General features: G+C 68.7%; 24 protein-coding genes. 13 read left to right on the forward strand and 11 right to left on the reverse strand.

Translation table 11 applies throughout. The annotated features are described in order from the left end of the window. Positions 1–134 precede the first annotated feature (134 nt). The 3 genes from nadC to nadA are packed head-to-tail and all read right to left on the reverse strand — an operon-like array spanning position 135 to position 3,596. Positions 135–980, reverse strand: a complete 846-nt coding sequence (nadC, locus tag AC1DZT_RS11495; protein WP_478006774.1) for a carboxylating nicotinate-nucleotide diphosphorylase — start codon at positions 978–980, stop codon at positions 135–137. Next, positions 977–2,563, reverse strand: coding sequence for an L-aspartate oxidase (locus AC1DZT_RS11500; protein ID WP_478006775.1), 1,587 nt, complete (start codon positions 2,561–2,563; stop codon positions 977–979). The genes nadC and AC1DZT_RS11500 overlap by 4 nt, the downstream gene beginning before the upstream one ends. A gap of 1 nt (position 2,564) precedes the next feature. Next, entirely contained in the window at positions 2,565–3,596 is a 1,032-nt protein-coding gene (gene nadA / locus AC1DZT_RS11505) for a quinolinate synthase NadA (protein ID WP_478006945.1), read from the reverse strand. Positions 3,597–3,963: 367 nt separating this feature from the next. Here nadA and AC1DZT_RS11510 point away from each other — a divergent pair, with 367 nt between their 5' ends. From AC1DZT_RS11510 to AC1DZT_RS11525, 4 genes are all read left to right on the forward strand, one after another. After that, complete coding sequence (locus AC1DZT_RS11510; RefSeq protein WP_478006776.1) at positions 3,964–4,872, forward strand: ABC transporter ATP-binding protein; 909 nt, start codon at positions 3,964–3,966, stop codon at positions 4,870–4,872. Continuing rightward, complete coding sequence (locus AC1DZT_RS11515) at positions 4,869–5,747, forward strand: ABC transporter permease (RefSeq protein ID WP_478006777.1); 879 nt, start codon at positions 4,869–4,871, stop codon at positions 5,745–5,747. Before AC1DZT_RS11510 ends, AC1DZT_RS11515 begins: the two co-directional genes overlap by 4 nt. Before the next feature lie 67 nt (positions 5,748–5,814). Further along, positions 5,815–6,867, forward strand: coding sequence for an ABC transporter substrate-binding protein (locus AC1DZT_RS11520; protein ID WP_478006778.1), 1,053 nt, complete (start codon positions 5,815–5,817; stop codon positions 6,865–6,867). 151 nt (positions 6,868–7,018) lie between these two features. Next, on the forward strand, positions 7,019–8,026 hold the full coding sequence (locus AC1DZT_RS11525) for an ABC transporter substrate-binding protein (protein ID WP_478006779.1): 1,008 nt from the start codon (positions 7,019–7,021) through the stop codon (positions 8,024–8,026). On the opposite strand, the gene AC1DZT_RS11530 is transcribed toward AC1DZT_RS11525, so the two are convergent. The 3 genes from AC1DZT_RS11530 to AC1DZT_RS11540 form a co-directional block, all read right to left on the reverse strand. After that, a complete protein-coding gene (locus AC1DZT_RS11530) occupies positions 7,990–9,402 on the reverse strand; it encodes a sensor histidine kinase (RefSeq protein ID WP_478006780.1) in 1,413 nt (470 codons plus the stop codon). The two genes, AC1DZT_RS11525 and AC1DZT_RS11530, sit on opposite strands and share 37 nt — an antisense overlap. After that, positions 9,399–10,070, reverse strand: a complete 672-nt coding sequence (locus tag AC1DZT_RS11535) for a response regulator (RefSeq protein WP_478006781.1) — start codon at positions 10,068–10,070, stop codon at positions 9,399–9,401. Before AC1DZT_RS11535 ends, AC1DZT_RS11530 begins: the two co-directional genes overlap by 4 nt. A 92-nt stretch (positions 10,071–10,162) precedes the next feature. Beyond that, positions 10,163–11,317: an ROK family transcriptional regulator gene (locus AC1DZT_RS11540; protein WP_478006782.1), complete on the reverse strand. Its 1,155-nt coding sequence runs from the start codon at positions 11,315–11,317 to the stop codon at positions 10,163–10,165. A 120-nt stretch (positions 11,318–11,437) separates the two neighbouring features. Here AC1DZT_RS11540 and AC1DZT_RS11545 point away from each other — a divergent pair, with 120 nt between their 5' ends. The 6 genes from AC1DZT_RS11545 to AC1DZT_RS11570 all read left to right on the forward strand — a co-directional run bounded on the left by AC1DZT_RS11545 (position 11,438) and on the right by AC1DZT_RS11570 (position 15,671). Next, positions 11,438–11,566 (forward strand): hypothetical protein, encoded by a 129-nt coding sequence (locus AC1DZT_RS11545; protein WP_478006783.1) that lies wholly within the window; start codon positions 11,438–11,440, stop codon positions 11,564–11,566. Beyond that, complete coding sequence (locus tag AC1DZT_RS11550) at positions 11,563–11,796, forward strand: hypothetical protein (RefSeq protein WP_478006784.1); 234 nt, start codon at positions 11,563–11,565, stop codon at positions 11,794–11,796. Before AC1DZT_RS11545 ends, AC1DZT_RS11550 begins: the two co-directional genes overlap by 4 nt. A gap of 72 nt (positions 11,797–11,868) precedes the next feature. Beyond that, the gene (locus AC1DZT_RS11555) at positions 11,869–12,804 is read left to right on the forward strand and encodes an ROK family protein (RefSeq protein ID WP_478006785.1); all 936 of its coding nucleotides are present in this window, start codon (positions 11,869–11,871) and stop codon (positions 12,802–12,804) included. A gap of 127 nt (positions 12,805–12,931) precedes the next feature. Beyond that, positions 12,932–13,999 (forward strand): Gfo/Idh/MocA family protein, encoded by a 1,068-nt coding sequence (locus AC1DZT_RS11560; RefSeq protein WP_478006786.1) that lies wholly within the window; start codon positions 12,932–12,934, stop codon positions 13,997–13,999. Next, positions 13,996–14,823: a sugar phosphate isomerase/epimerase family protein gene (locus AC1DZT_RS11565; RefSeq protein ID WP_478006787.1), complete on the forward strand. Its 828-nt coding sequence runs from the start codon at positions 13,996–13,998 to the stop codon at positions 14,821–14,823. The genes AC1DZT_RS11560 and AC1DZT_RS11565 overlap by 4 nt, the downstream gene beginning before the upstream one ends. Then, positions 14,823–15,671 carry an alpha/beta fold hydrolase gene (locus AC1DZT_RS11570; protein WP_478006788.1) on the forward strand — a complete coding sequence of 283 codons (849 nt, stop codon included), beginning with the start codon at positions 14,823–14,825 and terminating at the stop codon, positions 15,669–15,671. The genes AC1DZT_RS11565 and AC1DZT_RS11570 overlap by 1 nt, the downstream gene beginning before the upstream one ends. Here the strand turns inward: AC1DZT_RS11570 and AC1DZT_RS11575 are convergent. Continuing rightward, positions 15,649–16,530, reverse strand: coding sequence for an AraC family transcriptional regulator (locus AC1DZT_RS11575; protein ID WP_478006789.1), 882 nt, complete (start codon positions 16,528–16,530; stop codon positions 15,649–15,651). The two genes, AC1DZT_RS11570 and AC1DZT_RS11575, sit on opposite strands and share 23 nt — an antisense overlap. Positions 16,531–16,648: 118 nt before the next feature. Here AC1DZT_RS11575 and AC1DZT_RS11580 point away from each other — a divergent pair, with 118 nt between their 5' ends. Then, a complete protein-coding gene (locus tag AC1DZT_RS11580) occupies positions 16,649–17,392 on the forward strand; it encodes an SDR family oxidoreductase (protein ID WP_478006790.1) in 744 nt (247 codons plus the stop codon). A gap of 9 nt (positions 17,393–17,401) precedes the next feature. On the opposite strand, the gene AC1DZT_RS11585 is transcribed toward AC1DZT_RS11580, so the two are convergent. Further along, complete coding sequence (locus AC1DZT_RS11585) at positions 17,402–17,647, reverse strand: hypothetical protein (RefSeq protein WP_478006791.1); 246 nt, start codon at positions 17,645–17,647, stop codon at positions 17,402–17,404. A gap of 44 nt (positions 17,648–17,691) precedes the next feature. Between AC1DZT_RS11585 and AC1DZT_RS11590 the strand changes: the two genes are divergently transcribed. After that, positions 17,692–17,856 carry an SDR family oxidoreductase gene (locus tag AC1DZT_RS11590; RefSeq protein ID WP_478006946.1) on the forward strand — a complete coding sequence of 55 codons (165 nt, stop codon included), beginning with the start codon at positions 17,692–17,694 and terminating at the stop codon, positions 17,854–17,856. Positions 17,857–17,939: 83 nt separating this feature from the next. After that, positions 17,940–19,088 (forward strand): HPP family protein, encoded by a 1,149-nt coding sequence (locus AC1DZT_RS11595; RefSeq protein WP_478006792.1) that lies wholly within the window; start codon positions 17,940–17,942, stop codon positions 19,086–19,088. Positions 19,089–19,118: 30 nt separating this feature from the next. On the opposite strand, the gene AC1DZT_RS11600 is transcribed toward AC1DZT_RS11595, so the two are convergent. Genes AC1DZT_RS11600 through AC1DZT_RS11610 form a run of 3 tightly spaced genes read right to left on the reverse strand, consistent with a single transcriptional unit; the run spans position 19,119 to position 22,751 of the window. Beyond that, positions 19,119–19,907, reverse strand: coding sequence for a crotonase/enoyl-CoA hydratase family protein (locus AC1DZT_RS11600; RefSeq protein WP_478006793.1), 789 nt, complete (start codon positions 19,905–19,907; stop codon positions 19,119–19,121). Beyond that, positions 19,904–20,761 (reverse strand): hydroxymethylglutaryl-CoA lyase, encoded by an 858-nt coding sequence (locus AC1DZT_RS11605; RefSeq protein WP_478006794.1) that lies wholly within the window; start codon positions 20,759–20,761, stop codon positions 19,904–19,906. Before AC1DZT_RS11605 ends, AC1DZT_RS11600 begins: the two co-directional genes overlap by 4 nt. Beyond that, complete coding sequence (locus tag AC1DZT_RS11610; protein ID WP_478006795.1) at positions 20,754–22,751, reverse strand: acetyl/propionyl/methylcrotonyl-CoA carboxylase subunit alpha; 1,998 nt, start codon at positions 22,749–22,751, stop codon at positions 20,754–20,756. The genes AC1DZT_RS11605 and AC1DZT_RS11610 overlap by 8 nt, the downstream gene beginning before the upstream one ends. Positions 22,752–22,754 lie beyond the last annotated feature (3 nt).

A 22,754-nucleotide genomic window follows, 5' to 3' on the forward strand; every position in this document is an offset into this window, starting at 1 on the left:
TCGCCTTGCTCTTGTTCATTGCCTGCATAGGACCAGATGCGCGGGGCGCGTCAATGACGGGCTGGTTTTGCCGCAGAAATCGGCAAGGGCCCGCTGGAAGGCAGCGGCAAAGCGCCGGTCGGGGTGTCAGGCGTTCAGAAATCCAGACCCAGGTCCAGCGTGCGGGCCGAATGGGTCAGCGCCCCGGCCGAGATATAATCGACCCCGGTTGCGGCCACCTCGGCGATGCGGGACAGCGCCATGTTGCCAGAGGCCTCGGTGGTCAGGCGCCCGTCCACCAGACCCACGGCCTGCCGCAGGGTCGGGGTGTCCATATTGTCCAGAAGGACGGCATCGGCGCCACCCACCGCCAGCACCTCGGACAGCTGGGCGAGGGTGTCGACCTCGACCTCGATCTTCATCATGTGCGAGGCACCTGCGCGGGCCGCCTCCAGCGCCGCGCGGATGCCCCCGGCGGCGGCGATGTGGTTGTCCTTGATCAGGATCGCATCGCCAAGGCCGAAGCGGTGGTTGAAGCCGCCGCCATGCAGGACGGCGGCCTTTTCGACCAGCCGCAGGCCGGGGGTCGTCTTGCGGGTGCAGGTGATGCGGGTCCGGCTGCCGCTGGTTTCGGAGACGAAGGCGGCGGTCAGCGTGGCGATGCCGGAAAGCCGCCCGGCAAAGTTCAGCGCGACCCTCTCGGCCGACAGGATCGCGGCGGCCGGCCCCTCGACCTCCATCAGCAGATCGCCCGCGGCGCAGGGGCTGCCATCGGCGCGGTGCAGGGTGAGGGAGAGCGCGGGATCGACCAGCAGGAAGGCGATGGCCGCGACCTGCAGCCCCGACACGACCCCCGCCTCGCGCGCGTTCAGCCGGGCGCGGTAGCGGGTGGCGGGCGGGATGACGAGCCGGGTGGTGATGTCGCCGGCGGGGCCCAGATCCTCGATCAGGGCGGCGCGGACGAGGGGTTCCAGCAAGAGGTCGGGCAGGGCAAGGGTCATCGGGCAGGTTCCAGAAGGGTTTGGCGCAGGGCCAGGGCTTGCGGCAGGGTCAGGCGGCTGCGATGGGCCTGGGCCGGGTCGGTCAGGGGAAAGTCGCTGCGACAATGCGCGCCGCGCGATTCGCGCCGCATCAGGGCCGCGGCGGCGATCAGGGTGGCGGTGGCCGTCATGTTGCGGAAAGCGGCATGGGCACCGGCCTGCGCCTCCAGCGCGGCGATGCGCAGAAGGGCGGTTTGCAGCCCCTCGGCCTGCCGCACCACGCCGACCTCGGCGGTCATCACCTGGCGCAGCTGATCGGTCAGGGCGGCGACGGAGGCCGAACCCCCCGGCGGCAAGGAAAGCTGGACGGGGGCGAGACCTCCCTGCGGCGGCGCCTCCGCGGCGATGTCGCGTGCGGCGCGGCGGGCATAGACCAGCGCCTCGAGCAAACCGTTCGAGGCGAGGCGATTGGCGCCATGCAGGCCGGTCGCACTCGCCTCACCGCAGGCCCAAAGCCCGGCGAGGCTGGACCGGCCGGTGGAAGTGACCGCGATCCCGCCCATGTGGTAATGCGCGGCGGCGGCGACCGGGACGGCGGCGGTGGCGGGGTCGATCCCGGCGCGGCGGCAGGCCTCGGACACGGCGGGAAAGCGGGTGGTAAGGTCGGGGATCTGGCGCAGGTCCAGCATCGGGTGCCGCCCGGCCCGGGTTTCGGCAAAGATCGCCCGCGCCACCACGTCGCGCGGGGCCAGTTCAGCATCGGGGTGCAGCCCCAGCATGAAGCGGGTGCCGTGGCGGTTGATCAGGGTGGCCCCCTCGCCACGCAGCGCCTCGGTGGCCAGCGGGGCAGGGTCCTGGCCGCAGTCGATGGCGGTCGGGTGGAATTGCACGAATTCGGCATCGGCGATCACCGCCCCGGCGCGGGCCGCCATGCCGATGACCTGACCCCGGATGCGCGGCGGGTTGGTGGTCAGCGCGTAAAGCCCGCCCGAGCCGCCCCCCGCCATCAGCACGGCCGACCCGCGCAAGGTCAGCGTGCCGCTGCTGCCATCCGCCGCCGTCACCTGCACGCCGGTGACCCGGCCCGCCTCGGTCGCCAGCGCCACGGCCACCAGACCCTCGGCCACCTGGATCGAGGGCGTGCGGCGCACCTCGGCGATCAGGCTGGCCATGATCTCGCGCCCGGCCTGGTCGCCCTGCACCCGCACCACGCGGGCCATGCCATGCGCCGCCTCGCGCGACAGGACATAACCGCCGGCAGCGTCGCGATCGAAGGGCGTGCCAAGGGCGGTCAGGTCCAGGATATGGGCCCGCGCCTCGGCGGTGACGCTGGCGGCCACCCCGGCGTCCACCGTGCCCGCGCCCGCCTTGACCGTATCGGCGGCATGATCCTCCGGACTGTCCGCCGCAGCCATCGCCGCCGCGATCCCGCCCTGCGCCCAGGCCGAGCTTGCGCCCTGGCCCAGAACCTCGGGCGAGATCATCAGGACGGGCAGGGGGGCGAGGTTCAGCGCGGCATAAAGCCCGCCGAGCCCCGCGCCGACGATGATCACCCGGCCGGTTTCGATCCCGGGGCCCGTTCCGGTCAGGCTGGCCTCTGCCATCTCAGGCCGCAGCCTTGCGGCTGATGTCGATCATCCGCTGCACCGCCAGCCGGGCGCGGGACGCGACCGCCGGATCGATCTCGATCGCGCCGGTCATGGAGTGGAGGGCGTAAAGCACCTTCTCCAGCGTGATCATCTTCATATAGGGGCAGAGGTTGCAGGGCTTGGCGAAATCGACCTCGGGCAGTTCATCGGCGATGTTGGAGGCCATCGAACATTCGGTGACAAGCATCGCCTGCGCCGGTTTATGGGCATGGACCCAGTCGATGATCCCCTTGGTCGAGCCGGTGAAATCGGCCTCGGCCACCACATCGGGCGGGCATTCGGGATGGGCGATGATCGCAACGCCGGGATGGCCCTCGCGGTAGGCGCGCAGATCCTCGGCCCGGTAGCGTTCATGCACGATGCAGGCGCCGTCCCACCAGACGACGCGCTTCGGCGACAGGGCCGCCACGTTCTGCGCGAGGAACTTGTCGGGCGTCATGATGACCGTGTCGCCCTCCATCGCGTTGACGATCTGCAAGGCATTGGCAGAGGTGCAGCAGACGTCCGAGGCGGCCTTCACCTCGGCCGTGGTGTTGACATAGGACACCACCGGCGCGCCGGGATAGCGGGCGCGCATCTCGGCCACGCCTTCGGCGGTGATCGATTCCGCCAGCGAGCAGCCCGCCGCCATGTCGGGCATAAGCACGGTCTTGGCCGGGTTCATGATCTTCGAGGTCTCGGCCATGAAATGCACGCCGCATTGCACGATGACATCGGCCTCGACCTCGGTGGCCTTGACCGCCAGCTGCAGGCTGTCGCCGACGAAATCGGCCACGCCGTGGTAGATCTCGGGCGTCATGTAGTTGTGGCCGAGGATCACCGCGTTGCGTTCGGCTTTCAGCCGGTTGATGGCCTGGACATAGGGCGCAAAGATCGCCCAATCGGCGAAGGGCACCACGCGCGCCATCTTCGCATGGATCTCGCGCGTGGCTTCGGCGGCGGCGAGCGAGGGGGCAAGGTCGTAATGCGCGGCCAGCTCGGCGCGCATGAGGGTGAGGTCGGGCAAGGCTTCGGTCCGTCTCTTTGCGGGGGGCAGTTGAGGCCGTCGTGACGGCAGGTGCAGCGCTATACGGCTTTGCAGGATGCCGCAAGTGGCATTCAAAGCGTCGTTTTTTGACCTTTTGGTTCGAAAACCGGGTCAAAGCGTGCCACGCAGGGCTGAAAACCACCCTAGGGCCAGGCCGGGGCTTTGGCCAGCACCAGATTGCGCCCTTCAGCCCCGCGCCGCCCGAAACCTGGCAATTCTCATCTTCGCCCCGGACTGAAAGCTGAATGAAAGCTTCAGGGTTCATAGAGGACCGCAATGAGAGTCGCGGCGGGTCCGACCCCGGCACGCGGCACCTGAACGGGAGGAGATGACGGATGTTGCACTGGCAGATTTTGCCGGAAGGCCCAGCCATGCCGCGGCGCGGGGGTGGGGCATGACGGGGCGCAGCGATGGTTTGGGCGGGGTCGAGCTGACCAATGTCACCAAGCGGTTCGTCACGCCCACCGGGGCTGCGATGACCGCGATCCGCGATGTCACCCTGGTGGTGGAGCCGGGCCAGTTCTGCGCCGTCGTGGGCCCCACTGGCTGCGGCAAATCCACCACGCTGACCCTTGCCGCCGGGTTGGAGCGGCCAAGCGCCGGCACGGTCCGCGTCTCGGGCCGGCCGGTCGATGGCGTCACCCGGGGGGCGAGTTTCGTCTTTCAGGCCGATGCCCTGCTGCCCTGGAAACCGGTGGCCGACAATGTGGCGCTTGGGCCGCTGTTCCGCGGCATGGCCCGCAAGGAGGCGATGGCCCGGGCGATGGACTGGCTGCAGACCGTGGGTCTGGCCGGCTTCGAACACCATTACCCGCACCAGCTGTCGGGGGGGATGCGCAAGCGCGTCAGCCTCGCCGCGGCGCTGATCAACGACCCCTCGATCCTGCTGATGGACGAGCCCTTCTCGGCGCTGGACGTGCAGACCCGCGCCATCATGTCGAACGAGCTTCTGACCCTTTGGGAGCGTCAGCGCCCCTCGGTCATCTTCGTGACGCATGACCTGGAGGAGGCGATCTTCCTCGCCGACAAGGTGGTGGTGATCACCGCCGGGCCGGGCACCGTCAAGGCGGTCTTCGACATCGACCTGCCGCGCCCGCGCGGTGCGCTGCAGGACATCCGCTTCGATCCGCGGTTCCTGGAGCTTTACCAGCAGATCTGGGGCGCGCTGCGCGAAGAGGTCGAACAGACCTACAGCCGGTCCGCCATCGCGGCCAAAGCCAGAGGAGCCCGCGCATGACCGCCCTTTCGATGACCGCCCCGCCCGCCGCCTCGGACGAGGCGAGCCTCTCTGCCCAGGCGCGGGCGCGCTTGCGGCGCTATCGGCAGATGGTCCTTCTGGGCCAGGTGGCGATCTTCCTCTTCATCGTGCTGGGCTGGGAGGTGGCGGCGCGGACCGGCTTCATCGATCCGTTCTTCTTCGGCTCGCCCTGGGGCATCTGCGTGCGGCTTTACACCTGGGCGCTGAACGGCACGGCCTATGGCTCGTTCTGGCTGCAGATCTGGGTGACGCTGGAGGAATCCCTGCTGGGCTTCGTCGCCGGGGTGACGAGCGGCGTGGTCTTCGGCGTTCTTCTGGGAGAGATCCCCTACCTTGCCGATGTGATCGGGCCCTATATCAAGATCGTCAACGCCTTGCCGCGCATCGTGCTGGGGTCGATCTTCGTGATGTGGCTCGGGCTCGGCCTGCCGTCCAAGGTGTTGCTGGCGGCGGTGCTGGTCTTCTTCGTGGTCTTCTTCAACGCCTTTCAGGGCGTGCGCAGCGTCGACCGCAACCTGATCTCGAACGCCCGCATCCTTGGCGCCTCGCGGTGGCAGGTCGTCACCCATGTCGTCTTCCCCTCGGCCATGACCTGGATCATCGCCAGCCTGCATGTGGCCCTGGGCTTCTCGATCATCGGGGCGATCGTCGGAGAGTTCCTGGGCGCACAGCGCGGCCTTGGCCTGGTGATCGCCACGGCGCAGAACACCTTCGATGCCAATGGCGTCTTCGGCGCGATGCTGGTGATCGGGTCCCTCGCGCTTGGCGCCGAATGGCTGATGGCCAAGGTCGAAAAGCGCCTTCTGGCCTGGCAGCCCAACAACACCCGCGACAGCACCATTCAAGGGCTCTGACGGCAGGGAGGCCGGAAGGCCCGCGACCAAGATCCAGCGCACTGGATGAACCAAAACGGAGGAGGACATGATGAAACTCACGAAGATGGCGGCCCTGATGGCGACCTCGATGGCGGTGGCTGTGCCGGGGGCGACGCTGCTTGCCCCCGCGGCCCGGGCCGAGGACATGCCCAAGGTGACCCTGATGGTCGGCGGCATCGACAAGCAGATCTACCTGCCCTACCAGCTGGCCGAAAGCCTGGGCATGTACAAGAAATACGGCGTGAATGTCGAGCTTTCGACCGAACATGCCGGCGGTGTCGGCGCCGAGGATGCGCTTCTGTCCGGGCAGGTCGACATGGCCGGCGCCTGGTACAACCACACGATCGAGTTGCAGGAGAAGGGCAAGAACGTGCTGGACGTGATCCAGCTGTCCGTCGCCCCGGGCGAGCGGATCATGTGCGCCAAGGGCAGCAGCGTGAAGGCGCCGACCGACTGGAAGGGCCAGTCGGTGGGGGTGACCGACCTCGGCTCGGGCACCGATGCGCTGGTCAGCTATGTGTCGGCCCGCGCCGGGATGCAGGCCAATGATTACACCAAGGTGGCGGCAGGCGCCGGCCAGACGATGATCGCGGCCCTGAAGTTCAACAAGGCCCTCTGCGGCATCACCACCCAACCCACGGTGAACGCGATCGAAAAGCTGGATGTGGGCTATCCCGCCATCGACCTTGCCACCGGCGAGGGCGCCACGAAATGGCTCGGCGGCGCCTATCCCGCGGCCTCGGTCCTGGCCAATACCGACTGGGTGGCCAAGCATCCGAAAGAGACCCAGGCCGTGGTCAACGCGCTGGTGGCCACGATGGTCTGGATGCGCAGCCATACCGCCGCCGACGTGGCAGATGTGATGCCGGCGGATTTCGTCTCCAACCAGCTGACCTCGAAAGAGGAATATGTCGCGGCGCTGAAGGCCGACTGGGGCCAGTTCAACATCGACGGCGCCGGGATCATGCCGGAAAGCGGCCCGAAGACGGTGATGGAGATCGAAAAGGCCGCGGGCAAGGTCAAGGGGACGGCCGATCTGTCCAAGACCTATACCAATGACTTCGTCCTCGCCGCCAAGAAGCTGGAAGGCGTGAAGTAAGCGCAAAGGCCTGCCGGGCCGGGGCAGGGGGCGCCAGAAGCCCCTTGCCGCGGCCCGCAGCACTGGTGCGATCCGCAACCGTCTCGACGCAGGGGCCCGCAGGGTTCATGCTGGGCAGACGGCAGGCAGGAACTTCAGCAGGATGTCGTCCATGTCGCGAAAGGTTATCCTTCCCGCCCTCAGCGCCCTCGCCCTCGGCGTGGCGGCGATGCTGCCGCTGCAGGCCCGGGCCGAGCGGGTGTCGCTGATGGTCGGCGGCATCGAAAAGCAGATCTACCTGCCGCTGATCCTGGCGCAGAACCTCGGCTATTTCACCGATGCGGGGGTGGATGTCGACATCCTCTCCGAACCCGCCGGGGCCGAGGCCGCGGACGAGATGCTGGCCGGCGCGGTGCAGGGGGTGATCGGCTTTTACGACCATAACATCCAGCTGCAGGCGCTTGGCAAATACACCCAGTCCGTCGTGCAATTCAGCCGCGCCCCCGGCGAGGTGGAGCTGGTCTCGTCGCGCCTGCCGCAGGTCACCACGGTCGCGGGCTTGCGCGGGCTGAGGCTGGGGGTGACGGGGCTGGGATCGTCGACCGATTTTCTGACCGAATACCTGCTGGTCCATGCCGGCCTTGCGATGCGCGATGTCACACCGGTGCCGGTCGGCGCCGGGGACCCGCTGATCGCCGCCCTGCAGCAGGACCATATCCAGGCGGCGATGACGACCGAGCCGACCGTCTCGCGCCTTCTGGCATCGGGCGAGGCGCGGGTGCTGGTCGATCTGCGCACGGTCGAGGGGACGCGGGCGGCGCTTGGCGGTCTTTACCCGGCGGCCTGCCTTTACATGGACAGCGGCTGGGTCGCAGCACACCCCGATACGGTGCAGAAGCTCGCCAATGCCTTCGTGCGCAGCATGCGCTATATCGCAAGCCATGACGCGGGCGAGATCGCGGCCCATGTGCCGGCCGATTTCTACGCCGGCGACCGGGCGATGTATGTCCGGGCGCTCGCCGCGGGCAAGGCCATGTTCACCCCCGACGGGCGGATGCCCGAAGGCGGGCCGGAGAATGTGCTGGCCGTGCTTTCCGGCTTCATGGAAGGGGTCAGCCCCGCCACCATCGACCTCAAGCGCACCTATACCAACCGGTTCGTCGACGCCGCAGCACCCTGAGCCAGCGGCAATTCCAGCCGCACGGCAAAGCCGCGGCCGCCCGGCGGGTCGATCAGCCCGGCCGCACCACCGAACATCTCGGCAATCTCGGCGACGATGGCAAGGCCGAGACCGCTGCCCCCGGGCGCTGCGGTCTGGCCGCGCTGGAACCGCTGGAACAGCCGCGCCCGGTCGCCGGGTTCAATGCCGCGCCCGGTGTCGCAAAGGGTCAGGACGCCCATCCCCGCCTCCTGGCCGACGGTCAGCACCGCCACCGCCCCGGCCCCGGCATGGGCCACGGCATTCTCGACCAGGTTCGCCACCGCCTCGCGCAAGAGGATGGCCGAGGCGGCGACCGGGCAGGGCAGATCCGCCGACACTTCCAGATCGACATCGGCATCAAGGGCGAGCGGCGCGATCAGGCTTGCGACCTCGCGCGCCACGGCGGCCAGATCGACACGCTCCACCGCCAGCTGGGCGCGTTCGTGTTCGACCCGGCCAAGGGTCAGAAGCTGGCTGGTCAGGCGCGACATGGCGGTGAGCGAGGCGTCGATCTCGGTCAGCACGGCCGAGGTTTCAGCGGCGTCGCGGCTGCGATGGGCGAGGCCGACCTGCGTCTTCATCACCGCCAGCGGCGTGCGCATCTGATGCGCGGTGCTGTCCAGAAAGCGGCGCTGCCGGTCCAGATAGGCGGCCAGCCGCGCCATATGGTCGTTCAGCGCCAGAACCATCGGGCGGATCTCGCTTTGCACGGCGCTGGCGTCGAAAGGGTCGAAGCCGTCGGCGGGCTTGTCCAGCACCGCCCGGCGCAGCCGCAGAAGCGGGCGCAATTCGCGGGTGATGCCGATCCAGATCGACAGGGCCGCCGCGACGACGAGGGCCGCCTCCTCCAGAAAGCCGCGCTGCCACAGACTGCGCACCATCGCATCGCGCGCCTTCAGCGTCTCGCCCACCATGACGGTGACGGGCACCGTGCCCTCGGGCGTGATGACGGACTGGCGCAGGACCACGGCATTCATGTCCTCGGTCCGAAAGCGGGTCGCCAGCGTCAGCCAGTCGAAGACCGCAGGCAGGGTGGCGGGCAGGGCCAAGCCGGGAAAGCCCGCAATCAGGTCACGCTGCTGGTCGAAGACCGCATAGGCGATCTCGTCATGGCTGTCCGAGGCGAAGAGCTCCAGCGCCGCGGGCGGCACGATGACCTGCACCGCGCCATCGCGGAACCGCGTCTGTTCGGCGATCATCCGGGCCGAGGCGAGGATCTGGCGGTCCATCATCCCGGTGGCCTGACCCATCGCCGAGGCATAGGAGAGCCAGAGGCTGATGCCGAGGATCGCCACCACCGGCCCGAACAGCCAGAGCATCAGGTTGACCCGCAGGCTGCCGGCGGCGCTGGTCATCTTTTCTCTTGCCGCAGCACATAGCCAAGGCCGCGCAGCGTGGCGATGCCGATCTGGCTGTGTTCCAGCTTGCGGCGCAGGCGGTGGACGATCACCTCGATCGCGCTGAGGTTCACATCGTCGCCATGGCCATAGCAGCTTTCCAGCAGGGTCTCCTTGCTGACCGTGGCCCCGGCGCGGCGGATCAGCGCCTCGAGGATCACATGTTCGCGCCGCGACAGGGCAAGGGGCTGGTCGTTGATCGAGAACTGCAGCGCGTTCTGGTCGAAGACCAGCGCGCCAAAGCGCAGCTCCTGCCGCAGGGTCTTGCCGGCACGGCGCATCAGGGCGCGGATGCGGGCGGTCAGCTCTTCGACCTCGAAGGGTTTGGTCATGTAATCGTCGGCGCCGGCGTTCAGCCCCTCGACCCTGCGGCTGAGCGCGCCTTCCGCCGTCAGGATCAGGATCGGCAGCTGGATCTGGCGGGCGCGCAGGGTGCGGATCACCTCGACCCCGCCGATGCCGGGCAGGCCAAGGTCGACGATGGCCAGATCGTAATTCTCCAGCGCCACGCCGTCGACGACGGCTTCGCCCTCGGCCACGCAATCGACGACATAATTCTCTGACCGCAACAGACGGGCCAGCCAGTCCGAGAGCGGTTCGTTATCCTCCACGATCAACAGTCGCATCTGGTCCCGCCCACCTCCCCGGTCGCGTGGGGGGAGTATAGGCGCAGGCTTCCGCGTCCGCGACAGGGATTTGGCCGCGGCGTGGCAGGCGGTCAGACCGTTTTCAGGAAATGCGCATGGCCAAGCGCTGCCGCCCCGACCGCGCCGCCGTCTTCGCGGAACTTCGCCTTGGTCAATTTCGGGACCGGAAAGCCCGGCGGCAGGATCGCGGCCAGTTCCTTCTGCATGGTCGGCTCGGCCAGATCGAAGAGGGCGGCCATCTCGCCGCCGATGAGGATCTGGTCCACGTCGCAGGTCAGCGCGATCAGCGATGCCGTCACGCCAAGGCAGGCGGCCCAGTCCTCCAGCACCGAAGCCGCCGTCGCATCGCCCCCGGCGACAAATGCGGCGACGCCCGCCAGATCCTGCACCGCCAGCCCCTTGCCGCGCAGCCGGGCGAGCAGGGCCTTCTTGCCGATCATCTCTTCCAGCGGGGCCGAGCGGCCAAACCGGGTCGCGCCATCGGGCGCCTGTGGAAAGCGGATATGGCCCAGCTCTCCGGCAAGGCCGTTGCGCCCGACGGCAAGCTGCCCCTCGGCGATGCAGGCGCCGCCGACCCCGGTTTCCAGCAGGATCAGATAGATCGAGGCGCCGCGCAGGTCGGGGCGCAAATACCATTCGGCAAAGGCCGAGGCATTGGCGTCATTCTCGATCAGCACCTCGGTGCCGAGCCTTTCGCTGAGGATGCGGCCGAGCGGCACCTGCCGCCAGCCGAGGATCGAGGCGTCGATCAGATGCGTGCGGTCGCGCACATAGCCCGGCACCGCCACCCGCACCGCCTTGACCGCCGCCGCCTCGGCGCCAAGCCGGGCCCGCGCCTCGCGGTACAGCGCTTCCAGTGCGTCGATCACATGGGCCTGCGGCTTGCCGGGAAACTGGTCGCGCATCTCCAGCGGGTTGCCCGCGCGCCCTGCAAGGTCCATCGTCACGGCATTCATCCGGTCCACGCCGATCTCGATCCCGATGAAACTGGCGCCCTGCGGCCGGATCTCCACGAAGGTGCCGGGCCGCCCGATCCTTCCGGGCTCCGAAGCCTCGCCGCTTTGCAGGTACCCATGGTCCTGCAACTGCGCGACGATGCTGGTGACGCTGGCCTTGGTCAGGTCCAGCCTGCGGGCCAGATCGGCGCGGGTCATCGGCCCCTCGCTGAAGAGCGCCTGCAAGGCCGCCGCCCCGTTGATCTTTCTGACTGTCGACGGTGTTGCCAAAACTGCCCCTCCTCCGCCCCTTCTAGCCCAAGCCGCGCCAGGTTGCGAGGCGCTTGACTTGCCTTTAGTTCAGAAACTATACTAACACCAAGGAAGCCAAGCGAGTTCGGGGAGGGGCGCGTGAGTCTGATCAAACTGGAGAATGTCTCGAAGCATTTCGGCGCGATCGTCGCGCTGGACGGCGTGACGCTGGCGATCAACGCTGGCGAGACCGCGAACCTGCGCAACCCCAGGGAGGCGACCGGGTGAAGAGCAAGGACCTGGTGATCTCCTTCGGGGACAATTTCGAACCGCAGATGCCGCTGCTGAAGGCGGGGCTGAGCCATTACAACATCGGCCAGCGCCCCTATGACATGGCCTATACGGCGGTGAAATCGCTGGTCGATGTCATCAACGGCGGCAAGATCGAGGACCGCATCGTCACCGGCCTCGAGGTCTGCACGCCGGAGAGTGCCGATACCTGCGGCAAATCGAAGTAAACACCGGTCTTCGGGGGCGGCCTTAACCGCCGCCCCCGGGGCCTTCCGACACCCCAGCTTTCAGGACGGTTCATGGACGAAACACTCAAGGTTCTTGCTGTCGACGTGGGCGGCACCAATCTGCGCGCCGTTGTCATCGACGGGACCGGGACCCTCCTGCACAGTTTCAACCTCTCTGCCGAACCCCTGCGCGAGGGCGACCCCCTCCGCATCCTGGCCGAGGTGATCCGGCGCAGTCAGGCGGCGGTCGGCGGTGGTCTGTCGGGCGCGGTGATCGGCATGCCCTCCACCCTCGACCACAGCCGCCGCGGCGTCGTCAACACGCCGAACCTGCCCGCGCTGAAGGGGGAGGGCCTTGCCGATGCGCTGCAGGATCTGTGCGGCCTGCCGGTCTATCTGGACCATGACGCCACCCTGCAGACGCGGGGCGAGATCTTCGCCGGCGCCGCGAAGGGCCAGGATCTTGTGCTGGGTGTCTATTTCGGCACCGGGGTCGGCGCGGTGTTTCTGGAACATGGCGCGCTTTTCGGCGGCATCAACCGGATGCAGCTTGGCCATGTGCCGATGCGCGGCGATGGCCGTCCGGGCATGGGTGGTGCCATGGACAGCGTGGAATCCTATGCCTCGGGCTTCGTGCTGCAGCGCATCGCCGATGCGCATGGCGCCAGAATCGAGACCATCTTCAGCGCCCCGCCCGCGCCAGGGCTGGCGGCAGACCTCAAGACTTTCCTGCGCGATCAGGCGCTTGCGGTGGCGACCGGGATATCGCTGACCGACCCGGATGTCGTGGTCATCGGCGGCGGCGTTCCGGCCATGGCGGGCTATCCTTTCGCGGCCCTGGTGGCCGAGGTGACGGCCTGCCTGTCGCCGATCTTCAAGACCCAGCGCATCCTGCCCGCGGCACTGGGGTCTGCCGGGGCCAGCTGGGGCGCACTGCAGATCGTCCAGCAGGGGCGCGCGCCGTCCCACACGGAAGGCCGCCCGATGGCCCGCGCCAGCCCGGGGTGAGGCGCGAGGCCAAGGCGCGCCACGCGCGATCGGATTTTCGGGGCTGCGCCCCGGCCCGTCCTGCCCGACGCCGCCTCCTTCGCGGTGACGTCAGGGCCGGCGCGGCTTTTGCAACAGGATAGGAACCATGAACGACACCAAACTCAACATCGGCGTTCTGGGCTGCGGGCCGATCGCCCAGGCCGGCCATTTCGAAAGCTGCACCAAGGCCAGAAACGCCCGGCTTTACGCGATCTGCGATGTGGCAACCGATCTGCGCGACCGGATGGCCGCGACCCATGCACCTGAGAAGAGCTTTGCCGACTATGACGCGATGCTGGCCGATCCGGCGCTCGATGCGGTGATCATCGCCACCTCGGACGCCTTCCACGTCCCCGCCTCGATCCGCGCCTTGCAGGCGGGCAAGCATGTCCTGTGCGAAAAGCCGCTGGCGATTGGCCTCGACGAGGCGCGCGCGCTGCAAGAGGTGGTGGCGGAAACCGGCAAACGCTTTCAGGTCGGCCATATGAAACGCTATGACCTTGGCCTGCAGGAGGCCAAGCGCTTCATCGACGAGGAGATGGGCGAGATCGTCGCGCTGAAGGCCTGGTACTGCGACAGCACCCATCGCTACGCCATGACCGACGCGGTCCAGCCGCTGATCGTGAAATCCACCCAGGCCCGCAGGCCGGCCGAGGACCCCAAGGCCGATCTCGCCCGCTATTACATGCTGGCCCATGGCAGCCACCTGATCGACACCGCCCGCTATTTCGCAGGCGATATCGTGGCGGTGACGGCGCGACTGTCCAAGGACAAGGGCATGTATTGCTGGTTCGTCGATGTCGAATTTGCCTCGGGCACCTTGGGCCATCTGGACCTGACGGTTGCGGTCCGGATGGACTGGCACGAGGGTTTCCAGATCTATGGCCAGAACGGCTCGGTCATCGGCAAGACCTACAACCCGTGGTATTACAAGACCTCCGAGGTCGATATCTTCCGCGAGGCGACCGGCAGTTCCTGGCGACCGCTCGGCGCGGATGGGCATTTCTACCGCCGCCAGCTGGAAGGCTTTGCCACCGCGATCCAGACCGGCGATCCCCTGACCGGCGCCGGGATCGAGGATGGCATCGAGACGGTGAAGGGCATGCTCGCCATCGCGCAATCGGTGCGCGAGGGGCGGCGGGTCGCGCTGGCGGATGTGGAGGGGCGGCTGTGAAGATCGGGATTTTCGCCAAGACCTTCCCCGGCACCACGCCCGAGGCGGTGATGGCGGCCTCTGCCGCGGCGGGCTTTCAGGGCGTGCAGTACAACATGGCCTGTTCGGGGCTGAACCCGCTGCCCGAGCATATCGACCGCGCCACCGCCGAGGCCGTGCGCGAAGCGGCCCGTCGCCACGGGCTGCAGATCTTCGCCCTCTCCGCCACCTGGAACATGGCGCATCCCGATGCCGCCGTCAGGCAGCAGGGCCTGCGCGCCTTTGCAGCCCTGGCGCCGGCGGCAAGGGCGATGGGCACCCGGCTTCTGACCCTTTGCACCGGCAGCCGCGATCCGCTTGACCAGTGGCGCGCCCACCCCGACAACACCTCGCCCGAGGCCTGGGCCGACATGCGGGCAAGCTTTGCCGCGGCGCTCCGGATTGCCGAGGACCATGACGTGCTTCTGGGGGTGGAGCCGGAATTGGCCAATGTGATCTCCACCGCCCGGGCGGCGCGGCGGCTGATCGACGAAATGCGCTCGGACCGGATCAGGATCGTGCTTGACCCCGCCAACCAGTTCGAGACGGCGACCCCGGACGCGCAGCGCGGGCTGGTGGAAGAGGCGGTGGATCTTCTGGGCGAGCGGATCGTGATGGCCCATGCCAAGGACCGCGCCAAGGATGGCGGCTTTGCCACGGCGGGCAAGGGCGTGGTCGATTTCGCGCATCTTCTGTCCACCCTTCACGCCGCCGGATTCGACGGCCCGGTGGTGACCCATGGCCTGGCCGCCAGCGAAGCCGCCGGGGTCGCGCATTTCCTCCAAACCCGGCTGGCAGATCTGTGATGCAGGGTTATGCCAGCCATCCCTTCCGGCGCGGCGCGGTGGAGCTTGCCTTCCATGTCCAGGACGGCGACGGGCCGGTCTTCGTCTTCCAGCACGGGCTTTGCGGCGATGCGCTGCAACCGGCCCAGGTTGCCCCGCCCGGGGCGCGGCATGTCGTCCTCGATTGCCGGGGCCATGGGCAAAGTGCGGCCGGGCCGCTGGACCTTCTGTCGATTGCGACCTTCGCCGAGGATCTGGCGGCCCTGATCAAAGGGCAGTCCTTCGGTCCCTGCGTGATCGGCGGCATCTCGATGGGGGCTGCCATCGCGCTCCGCCTCGCGGTCACCCGGCCCGATCTGGTCCGGGCGCTGGTGCTGGCGCGGCCGGCCTGGATCTGCGCCGCCGCGCCGCAGAACATGGAGCCGAACGCCCATGTCGGCGAAATGCTGCTGCAAGCCCCCGACCCGGCAGAGCGCGAGGAATATCTGCGTTCGCCAGAGGCGCAGCAGCTTGCAGCAGAGGCGCCGGACAATCTGGCCTCCCTGTCGGGCTTTTTCGACCGTCCGCCGCGCGCGGTCACCGCGGCCCTTTTGACGCGGATTTCACGCGATGGCCCGGGCGTGACCGAGGCGGATCTTGCGGCGCTGCGCATCCCGACCCTGGTGATCGGCCATGACCGGGACCTGATCCATCCCTGGACCCATGCGACGCGCCTCGCCGCCCTGATCCCCGGGGCGCAGCTGGTGAAAATCCCTGCGAAATCCGACGACAAGCCGGGCTATGTCACGGGCTTTCGCGCGGCCCTGGCGCAGTTCCTGCACGGCCTGCCCGGTGACGCGGCGGCGTCTAAACCTGACCCTGCCGCATGAAGCGGCCGGGGGGCATCCCGACATGGCGGCTGAAGGCCGTGCTGAAGGTGCTGGCCGAGCCATAGCCGATCCGCTCTGCCACCTCGTCCAGCGCCAGATGGCCCTGCCGCAGCAGGCTTTTCGCCAGGGCCATCCGCCAGGTCAGCAGATATTCCATCGGGCGCAGGCCAACGGTGCGCAGGAAACGGTCGAAGAAGGCGGTGCGCGACAGCCCGGCGACGCGGGCGAGGTCCTCGATCGTCCAGGGCCGTTGCACCTCGGCATGAAACCTGTGCAGCGCGGGCGAGATGCGCGGGTCGCCCAGACCGCGCAGCACGCCAAGCCCCGTCTGCGCGAGCGGGGCGGCGCGCAGGGCCTCGATCAGCAGAAGCTCGACCAGCCGGGACAGGATCAGCTCGCGCCCGATCCGCGCCTCGGCCGCCTCTTCGCCCAGGAAATGCACGATCTGCGCCAGCCTAGGCACGCCGCGGATATGGATCAGCCGCGGCAGAAGCGTCACCAGAAGCCCGGCATCCGGCGCATCGAAGACGAACCAGCCGCCGATCTGGCTGACATCGGCGGGCCCATCGCTGCGGCCATAGCGCACCGCGCCGCCGGGGGAGGGGGCGGCATGCGGGTCGATGCGGACGGCAAGGGCCGGTTCAAAGCCCGACATGGTGAAGGACGGCGTGGTGGGCAAAAGCACGAAATCCCCGGCCTCCAGCACGACCGGCGCCGCGCCCTCCACCGCAAGGCGGCAGCTGCCCTCGGTCACGGCGCAAAAGCCCGGATGGCCGAAGGCCGCGTAATGCACCGCCCAGCGTCCCGCGCCGCTGATCGCCTTGGCAAAGACGGCGCGTGGCTGCAGAAGCTGGATCATGTCGGACAAAGGGTCGGGCAGTTTCGTACTCCTGCAAATGAAATCCGGATTCTGGATTGATGATAATCCGGGTTCGGGCCGGTATCAAAGCCTCATTCCCCGAAAACAGGAGATCGAGATGAAGACCGTGCTGATCACCGGAACCTCTTCCGGCTATGGGCTTGCCACCGCCCGCCACTTCCATGATGCGGGCTGGACCGTGGTGGCCACCATGCGCCGCCCGCAGGCGGGCCTCTTCCCGCCGTCTGACCGCATGCGCCTTCTTCCCTTGGACGTGACCGATGCCGCCAGCATCGCGGCGGCGTTTGCGGCGGCAGGGCCGATCGACGTTCTGGTCAACAATGCCGGCATCGGCGTGGTGGGCGCCTTTGAGGCGACGCCGATGGACCATATCCGCAAGGTGTTCGAGGCCAATACCTTCGGCACCATGGCGATGGTGCAGGCGGCGATTCCGCAGATGCGGCAGCGCGGGGCAGGGGTGATCGTCAACGTCACCTCCAGCGTCACCCTGACGCCGATGCCGCTCGCCGCCGCCTATACTGCCAGCAAACAGGCGATCGAGGGCTTCACCGGCTCGCTTGCCCATGAACTGGCGGCCTTCGGGGTGCGGGTGAAACTGGTCGAGCCGGGCTATGGCCCGACGACCCGCTTTGCCAGCAACACCGGCGTTTCGGTCGCGGACCTGATCCCCGCCGCCTATGCCGATTTCGCCCGGCCGATCTTTGCCGCCTATGCCGCCCCGGCCCTGACGACGCGGGAAAGCGATGTGGCCGCGGCGGTGCTGCTGGCCGCAACGGACGGCTCGGACCGCCTGCGCTATCCCGCCGGGGCCGATGCCGTGGCGCTGGCTGCAGGGGGCTGACCGGCCGGGTTATTTCAGCGGCAGCCCCGTGGCTTGCGGGTCCGAGGGCAGAAAGATCGTGTCGCGCACCGTTCCGGCCGCACCCGTCGCCACGGTGAAGGCGTCCATCCCGGCAAGATGCAGCGCGCGCTGATCCAGCGTCTGTTTCCCGACGGGGCGCGGGTGCTGAACCTGCAGGGCCAGCCGGGGACCAGCGCCGCCATCGACCGCGGCACGGGGCTGCACACTGTGCTGGATGCCGTGAAGGACAAACACTCATCTCGCCCACCTTCATCCGGACCGATTCCACCCGCGACTTTCTGAGCGATCCGGACAACCTCGCCGCGACCCTCGCCCATATCCCGCTGGGCCGGATCGGCCTGCCAGGCGAGGTGGCCGGCGCGGTGGTCTTTCTCGCCTCGCCGGCGGCCTCATTGATCAATGGCGCCAACCTGCTGGTGGATGGCGGCTGGTCGGTGGCGTGAGGGGCCCGGTTCCGCCAAGACTTGCGGTTGAACCTTTCTCAAAATGATGAAATTTTGCGCAGATCCGTCAGGGGAGCGCGGCTTTGCATATTTTGAGATCACTCGGCCCCGCCGTCGCCCGCGTCTCGCCGGTCGAGGCCTTGCGGGCGGGCCTTGGCGCGCTGATCGGGCTGGGGGTGACAGGGCTGTTCCTCCTGTCGCCGCGGATCGATCTGACCTTCGGCCTTTACCTCGTGGCGCCTTTCGGGGCGACGTCGGTCCTGCTTTTTGCGGTGCCCAACAGCCCCCTGGCGCAGCCCTGGTCGGCCATCGTCGGCAATACGGTCGCGGCGCTGGTCGGGGTGGCGGTCTGCATGGTCGTGGCCGATCCGGTGCTGCGGGTGGCGCTGGCGGTGGGCCTTGCGATCACCGCCACCATCCTCTGCCGCGCGGTCCATCCCCCGGCGGGCGCCGTCGCGATGACCGCCGCCATGTCGCCCGACGCCATCGCCCATCTCGGCTTCTGGTTCGCCCTTGCGCCGATTGCTCTTGGCACGACGGCGCTGGTCCTTTTGGCCGCGGCCTATGCGAGGGTCACGGGGCGGCATTATCCCTTCCGCCAGTTCGACGACCCGAACAAGCACCGGACCGACGACCGCGCCCCCTCCGAACGGCTCGGCCTGTCGGAGGCTGAACTTGCGGGCATCCTTGACCATTACCGGCAGTCCTTCAACCTCGGGGTCGAGGACCTTGCCCGGCTGATCGGCGCGGCAGAGCTGCAGGCGGCGGCGCATTCCTCGGGCCCCTTGACGGCGCGGGACATCATGTCGCGCGATCTGATCACCGTCAGCCCCGACACCGGCCTGGCGCGGATCGCCGACCTCTTCCGGCAACACCGCTTCACCTCGCTGCCGGTGGTGGGGCCGGAGGATCGGTTCCTCGGGGTGATCTTCCAGCTGCATCTGATCAGCCAGGCCCGTGAGGATGCGCTGCGGCTCGACCGCGGCTATTGGGCCGCGCTGAAACGGCTGCTGGACCGCGACTTGGGCAAGCGGATGACCGCCGGCGACATCATGAGCGCGGCTGGCCCGCGCGCCACGACGAACACGCCCTTGGGTGCGCTGTTGCCGATGATGGCGGATGGCGGCACCGATGCCGTGCCGGTCATCGAATATGGCAAGATCGTCGGCATCGTCACAAGGACCGACCTTGTCGCCGCCCTGGCCCGGCGCGTCGCCCGCGCCACGGCCTGAAAGAGGCTTCTGGCGGCCGCCTCCGGGCATTCACCTCGCCCAGTCGGGCGGGCGTTTGGCGAAGAAGGCGGCGATGCCCTCGGCGGCCTCGGGGCTTTCCCAAGTATCGGCGAGGCGGCGGATCGTGTCCTCGATCACCGCATCGTCGATCCGCGGCCCGAGCGCGCGGGCCAGCGCCTTGGCACGGCCCACGGCGCCGGGGGCGGCTTTCAGGTAAGGCGCGATCTCGGCCTCCACCGCCGCGTCGAGGGCGGCTTCGGGCACTGTGCGGGCGATCAGGCCCAGCCCTTCCGCCTCGGTCGCGGCGAAGACGCGGGCCGACAGGAAGACCCGCCGCGCCATGCCTTCGCCGATGCGGGCGATCACATAGGGCGCGATGGTGGCCGGGATCAGGCCCAGCCGCGTCTCGGTCAGGCCGATTTGCGTGCCCTCCGCGGCCAGGGCCACATCGCAGACGCAGGCGAGGCCGACCCCCCCGCCGAAGGCCGCGCCATGCAGGCGGCCGATCAGGGGCACCGGCATCTCGTTCAGCGCCCGCAGCATCGTGGCGAGCTTGCCCGACTCTTCCATCCGGGTGGCGCGGTCCGCCGCGATCTGGGCCTGCATCCAGCCGAGGTCGCCGCCGGCGCAAAAGACCTTGCCGCGCCCCGACAGCACGATGACCCGCGCGCCGCCCTGTCCCTGGCCGAGGGTTCGGGCCAGCGTGGTCAGATCGGCGATCATCTGTGCTGACAGCGCATTGCGCCTGTCGGGCAGGTTGAGCGCCACCTGCGCCACCCCGCGTGGATCGACCGTCACCTCCAGCGTCTCGAAATTCATGCACTGCTCCTCAGACTGCGGGCGAGCTTTGCCGCCTCGGCCAGACGGCTGGCGTCGATGCCGGTGGCAAAACCTTCCTGCGCGGCCAGTTCGGCCACGGCTTCGGTCGCGACATTGCCCGGGGCGCCCGGCGCATAGGGGCAGCCGCCAAGCCCGCCGATTGCCGCATCGAAGACCCGAAGGCCGAAGGGCAGGGCGGCGCGGATATTGTCCAAAGCCCTGCCGCCGGTGTCGTGGAAATGCCCGGCAAGCCGGTCGGGCGGCACCCTGTCCGTCACGGCGCGCAGCAGGGTCGCGACCTTCTGCGGCGTGCCGCTGCCGATCGTGTCGCCCAGCGAGACCTCGTAGACCCCAAGCGCCAGCAGCCGCGCTGCCAGATCGGCCACGGCCTCGGGCGGGGTCGCACCGTCATAGGGGCAGTCAAAGACGCAGGAGACATAGCCGCGCACCGGCACCCCCGCCTCCTTTGCCGCCTTGGTGACTTCGGCGAAACGGTTCAGGCTTTCGGCAATCGAGCAGTTGATGTTGCGCCGGCTGAACCCTTCCGAGGCCGAGGCGAAGATCGCCACCTCATCCGCCCGTGCCGCCAGCGCCGCGCGCAGGCCCATAAGGTTCGGCGTCAGCGCGGCATAGGTCACCCCCGGCGCCCGGGTGATGCCGGCCAGAACCTCGGCAGCATCGGCCATCTGCGGCACCCATTTCGGGCTGACAAAGCTGGTGACCTCGATCTTGGCCAGACCACAGGCCGAAAGCGCATCGACGAGGCCGATCTTGTCCCGGGCGGGAATAAGCCGCGCCTCGTTCTGCAGCCCGTCGCGCGGGCCGACTTCGAAGAGGGTCAGGGCCTCAGCCATCCGCCGCCTCCAGCGCGAGGAGAAGGGCGCCATGCGCCACCTGATCGCCCGGCGCCACCGGCACCTCGGCCACCACCCCGTCGCGCGGGGCGGTCAGGGCATGTTCCATCTTCATCGCCTCCATCACCACCAGAACCGCGCCAGAGGCGACCCGGTCCCCGGCCTTGACCGCGACCCGTGTCACGAGGCCGGGCATCGGGGCGCGCAGGCTGGCCTCGGCCGCGGCGCCGTCTTCGGCGCGGGTGGCGGCGGGAAGGCTGAAGCCGTGGCAGGCCCCGTCGCTGCAGACGAGGATCTGGTCCCCGTGCCGCAGAACCTCGACCGTGATGCGGTGGTCGGCGAGGATCAGGTCAACCCGGGGGCCGGAAATGCTTGCGATGCGCAGGGTCAGATCGAGCGGCCCGCGGATCTGGAAGCGGTCCTCCCCCTCCGGCGTCACGCGGAAGCTTTCCGCCTTGCCCGCGCACAGCAGGGTGAGTGCCAGCGCCTCGATCGGCCAGTGGCGCCAGCCCGCAAGGTCCTGCCAGGGGTCGCCCGTGCCGCGCAGCGCCAGAAGGCCAAGTGCTGCCAGCGCCGCGATGGCCGTCACATGGGGCGGCGTCGCGACGGGTTCAAGCAGGCTGGCAAGGTCGCGGGTGATCAGCCCGGTATCGACCTCACCCCGCCGAAAGCCCGGATGACGCAGCAGCGCGGCAAGGAAATCAAGGTTGGTGACCGAACCCAGCGCCCGGCATTGCGCAAGGCCCGCCGCCAACCGCTGCAGGGCGAGGGCGCGGGTCGCACCATGGGCGATGATCTTGGCGATCATCGGGTCGTAGAAGGGGCTGACCGCATCGCCCTGCCGCACGCCGCTGTCGATGCGCAGGGGGCCGGGGCGGAATGCGGTGGCTTCGGGAAAGACCAGATGCGCCAGGGTGCCGGTGGCGGGCAGGAAGCCTGCCGGCACGTCCTCGGCATAAAGCCGCGCCTCGACGGCATGGCCCTCGATCGCCAGATCCTCCTGCCGCAGCGGCAGGTCCTCTCCGGCGGCGATGCGCAACTGCCATTCGACGAAGTCGATCCCGGTGATCGCCTCGGAGACCGGATGTTCGACCTGCAGCCGCGTGTTCATCTCCATGAACCAGAAGCGGTCGGGCGACAGCGGGGCCGCGCCGTCGACGATGAATTCGACCGTGCCCGCCCCGCGATAGCCGATGGCGCGGGCGGCCTCGACCGCGGCGCGGCCCATCGCGGTGCGCAAGGCCTCGGTCATGCCGGGGGCAGGGGCCTCTTCGATCACCTTCTGATGACGGCGCTGCAAGGAGCAATCGCGTTCGAAAAGGTGGATCACATGGCCCGCGGCATCGCCGAAGACCTGCATCTCGATATGGCGGGGCGCGGTGATGTATTTCTCGATCAGGCAATCGGGGTCGCCAAAGGCGCTGGCCGCCTCGCGCCGGGCCGAGGCGAGGGCTGCGGCGAAATCCGCAGGCCCCTCCACCCGCCGCATCCCCTTGCCGCCGCCGCCCGCCCGCGCCTTGATCAGCACCGGCCAGCCGATCCTTTCGGCCTCGGCCGCAAGGAAGGCCGGGTCCTGGTTGCCGCCGTGATAGCCCGGCACCACCGGCACGCCCGCCCGCTCCATCAGGGCCTTGGCTGCGTCCTTCAGCCCCATCGCCCGGATCGCCTCGGCATCCGGCCCGATGAAGACCAGCCCCGCCGCCGCGACCGCAGCGACGAAATCGGGCGCCTCGCTGAGGAAACCATAGCCGGGATGGATCGCCTCGGCCCCGGTCGCGAGCGCCGCCGCGATGATCCGGTCGCCGCGCAGATAGCTGTCGGCGACCGGCGCGGGGCCGATCCGCACCGCCTCGTCCGCCATTTCGACGTGGCGGGCGGCGGCGTCGGCGTCGGAATGGACGGCGACGGTGCGCAGGCCCATCCGTTTCGCGGTGGCGATGATGCGGCAGGCGATCTCGCCCCGGTTGGCAATCAGGATCTTGTCGAACATGGG

Source organism: Rhodobacter sp. P1_C2 (assembly GCF_056406375.1).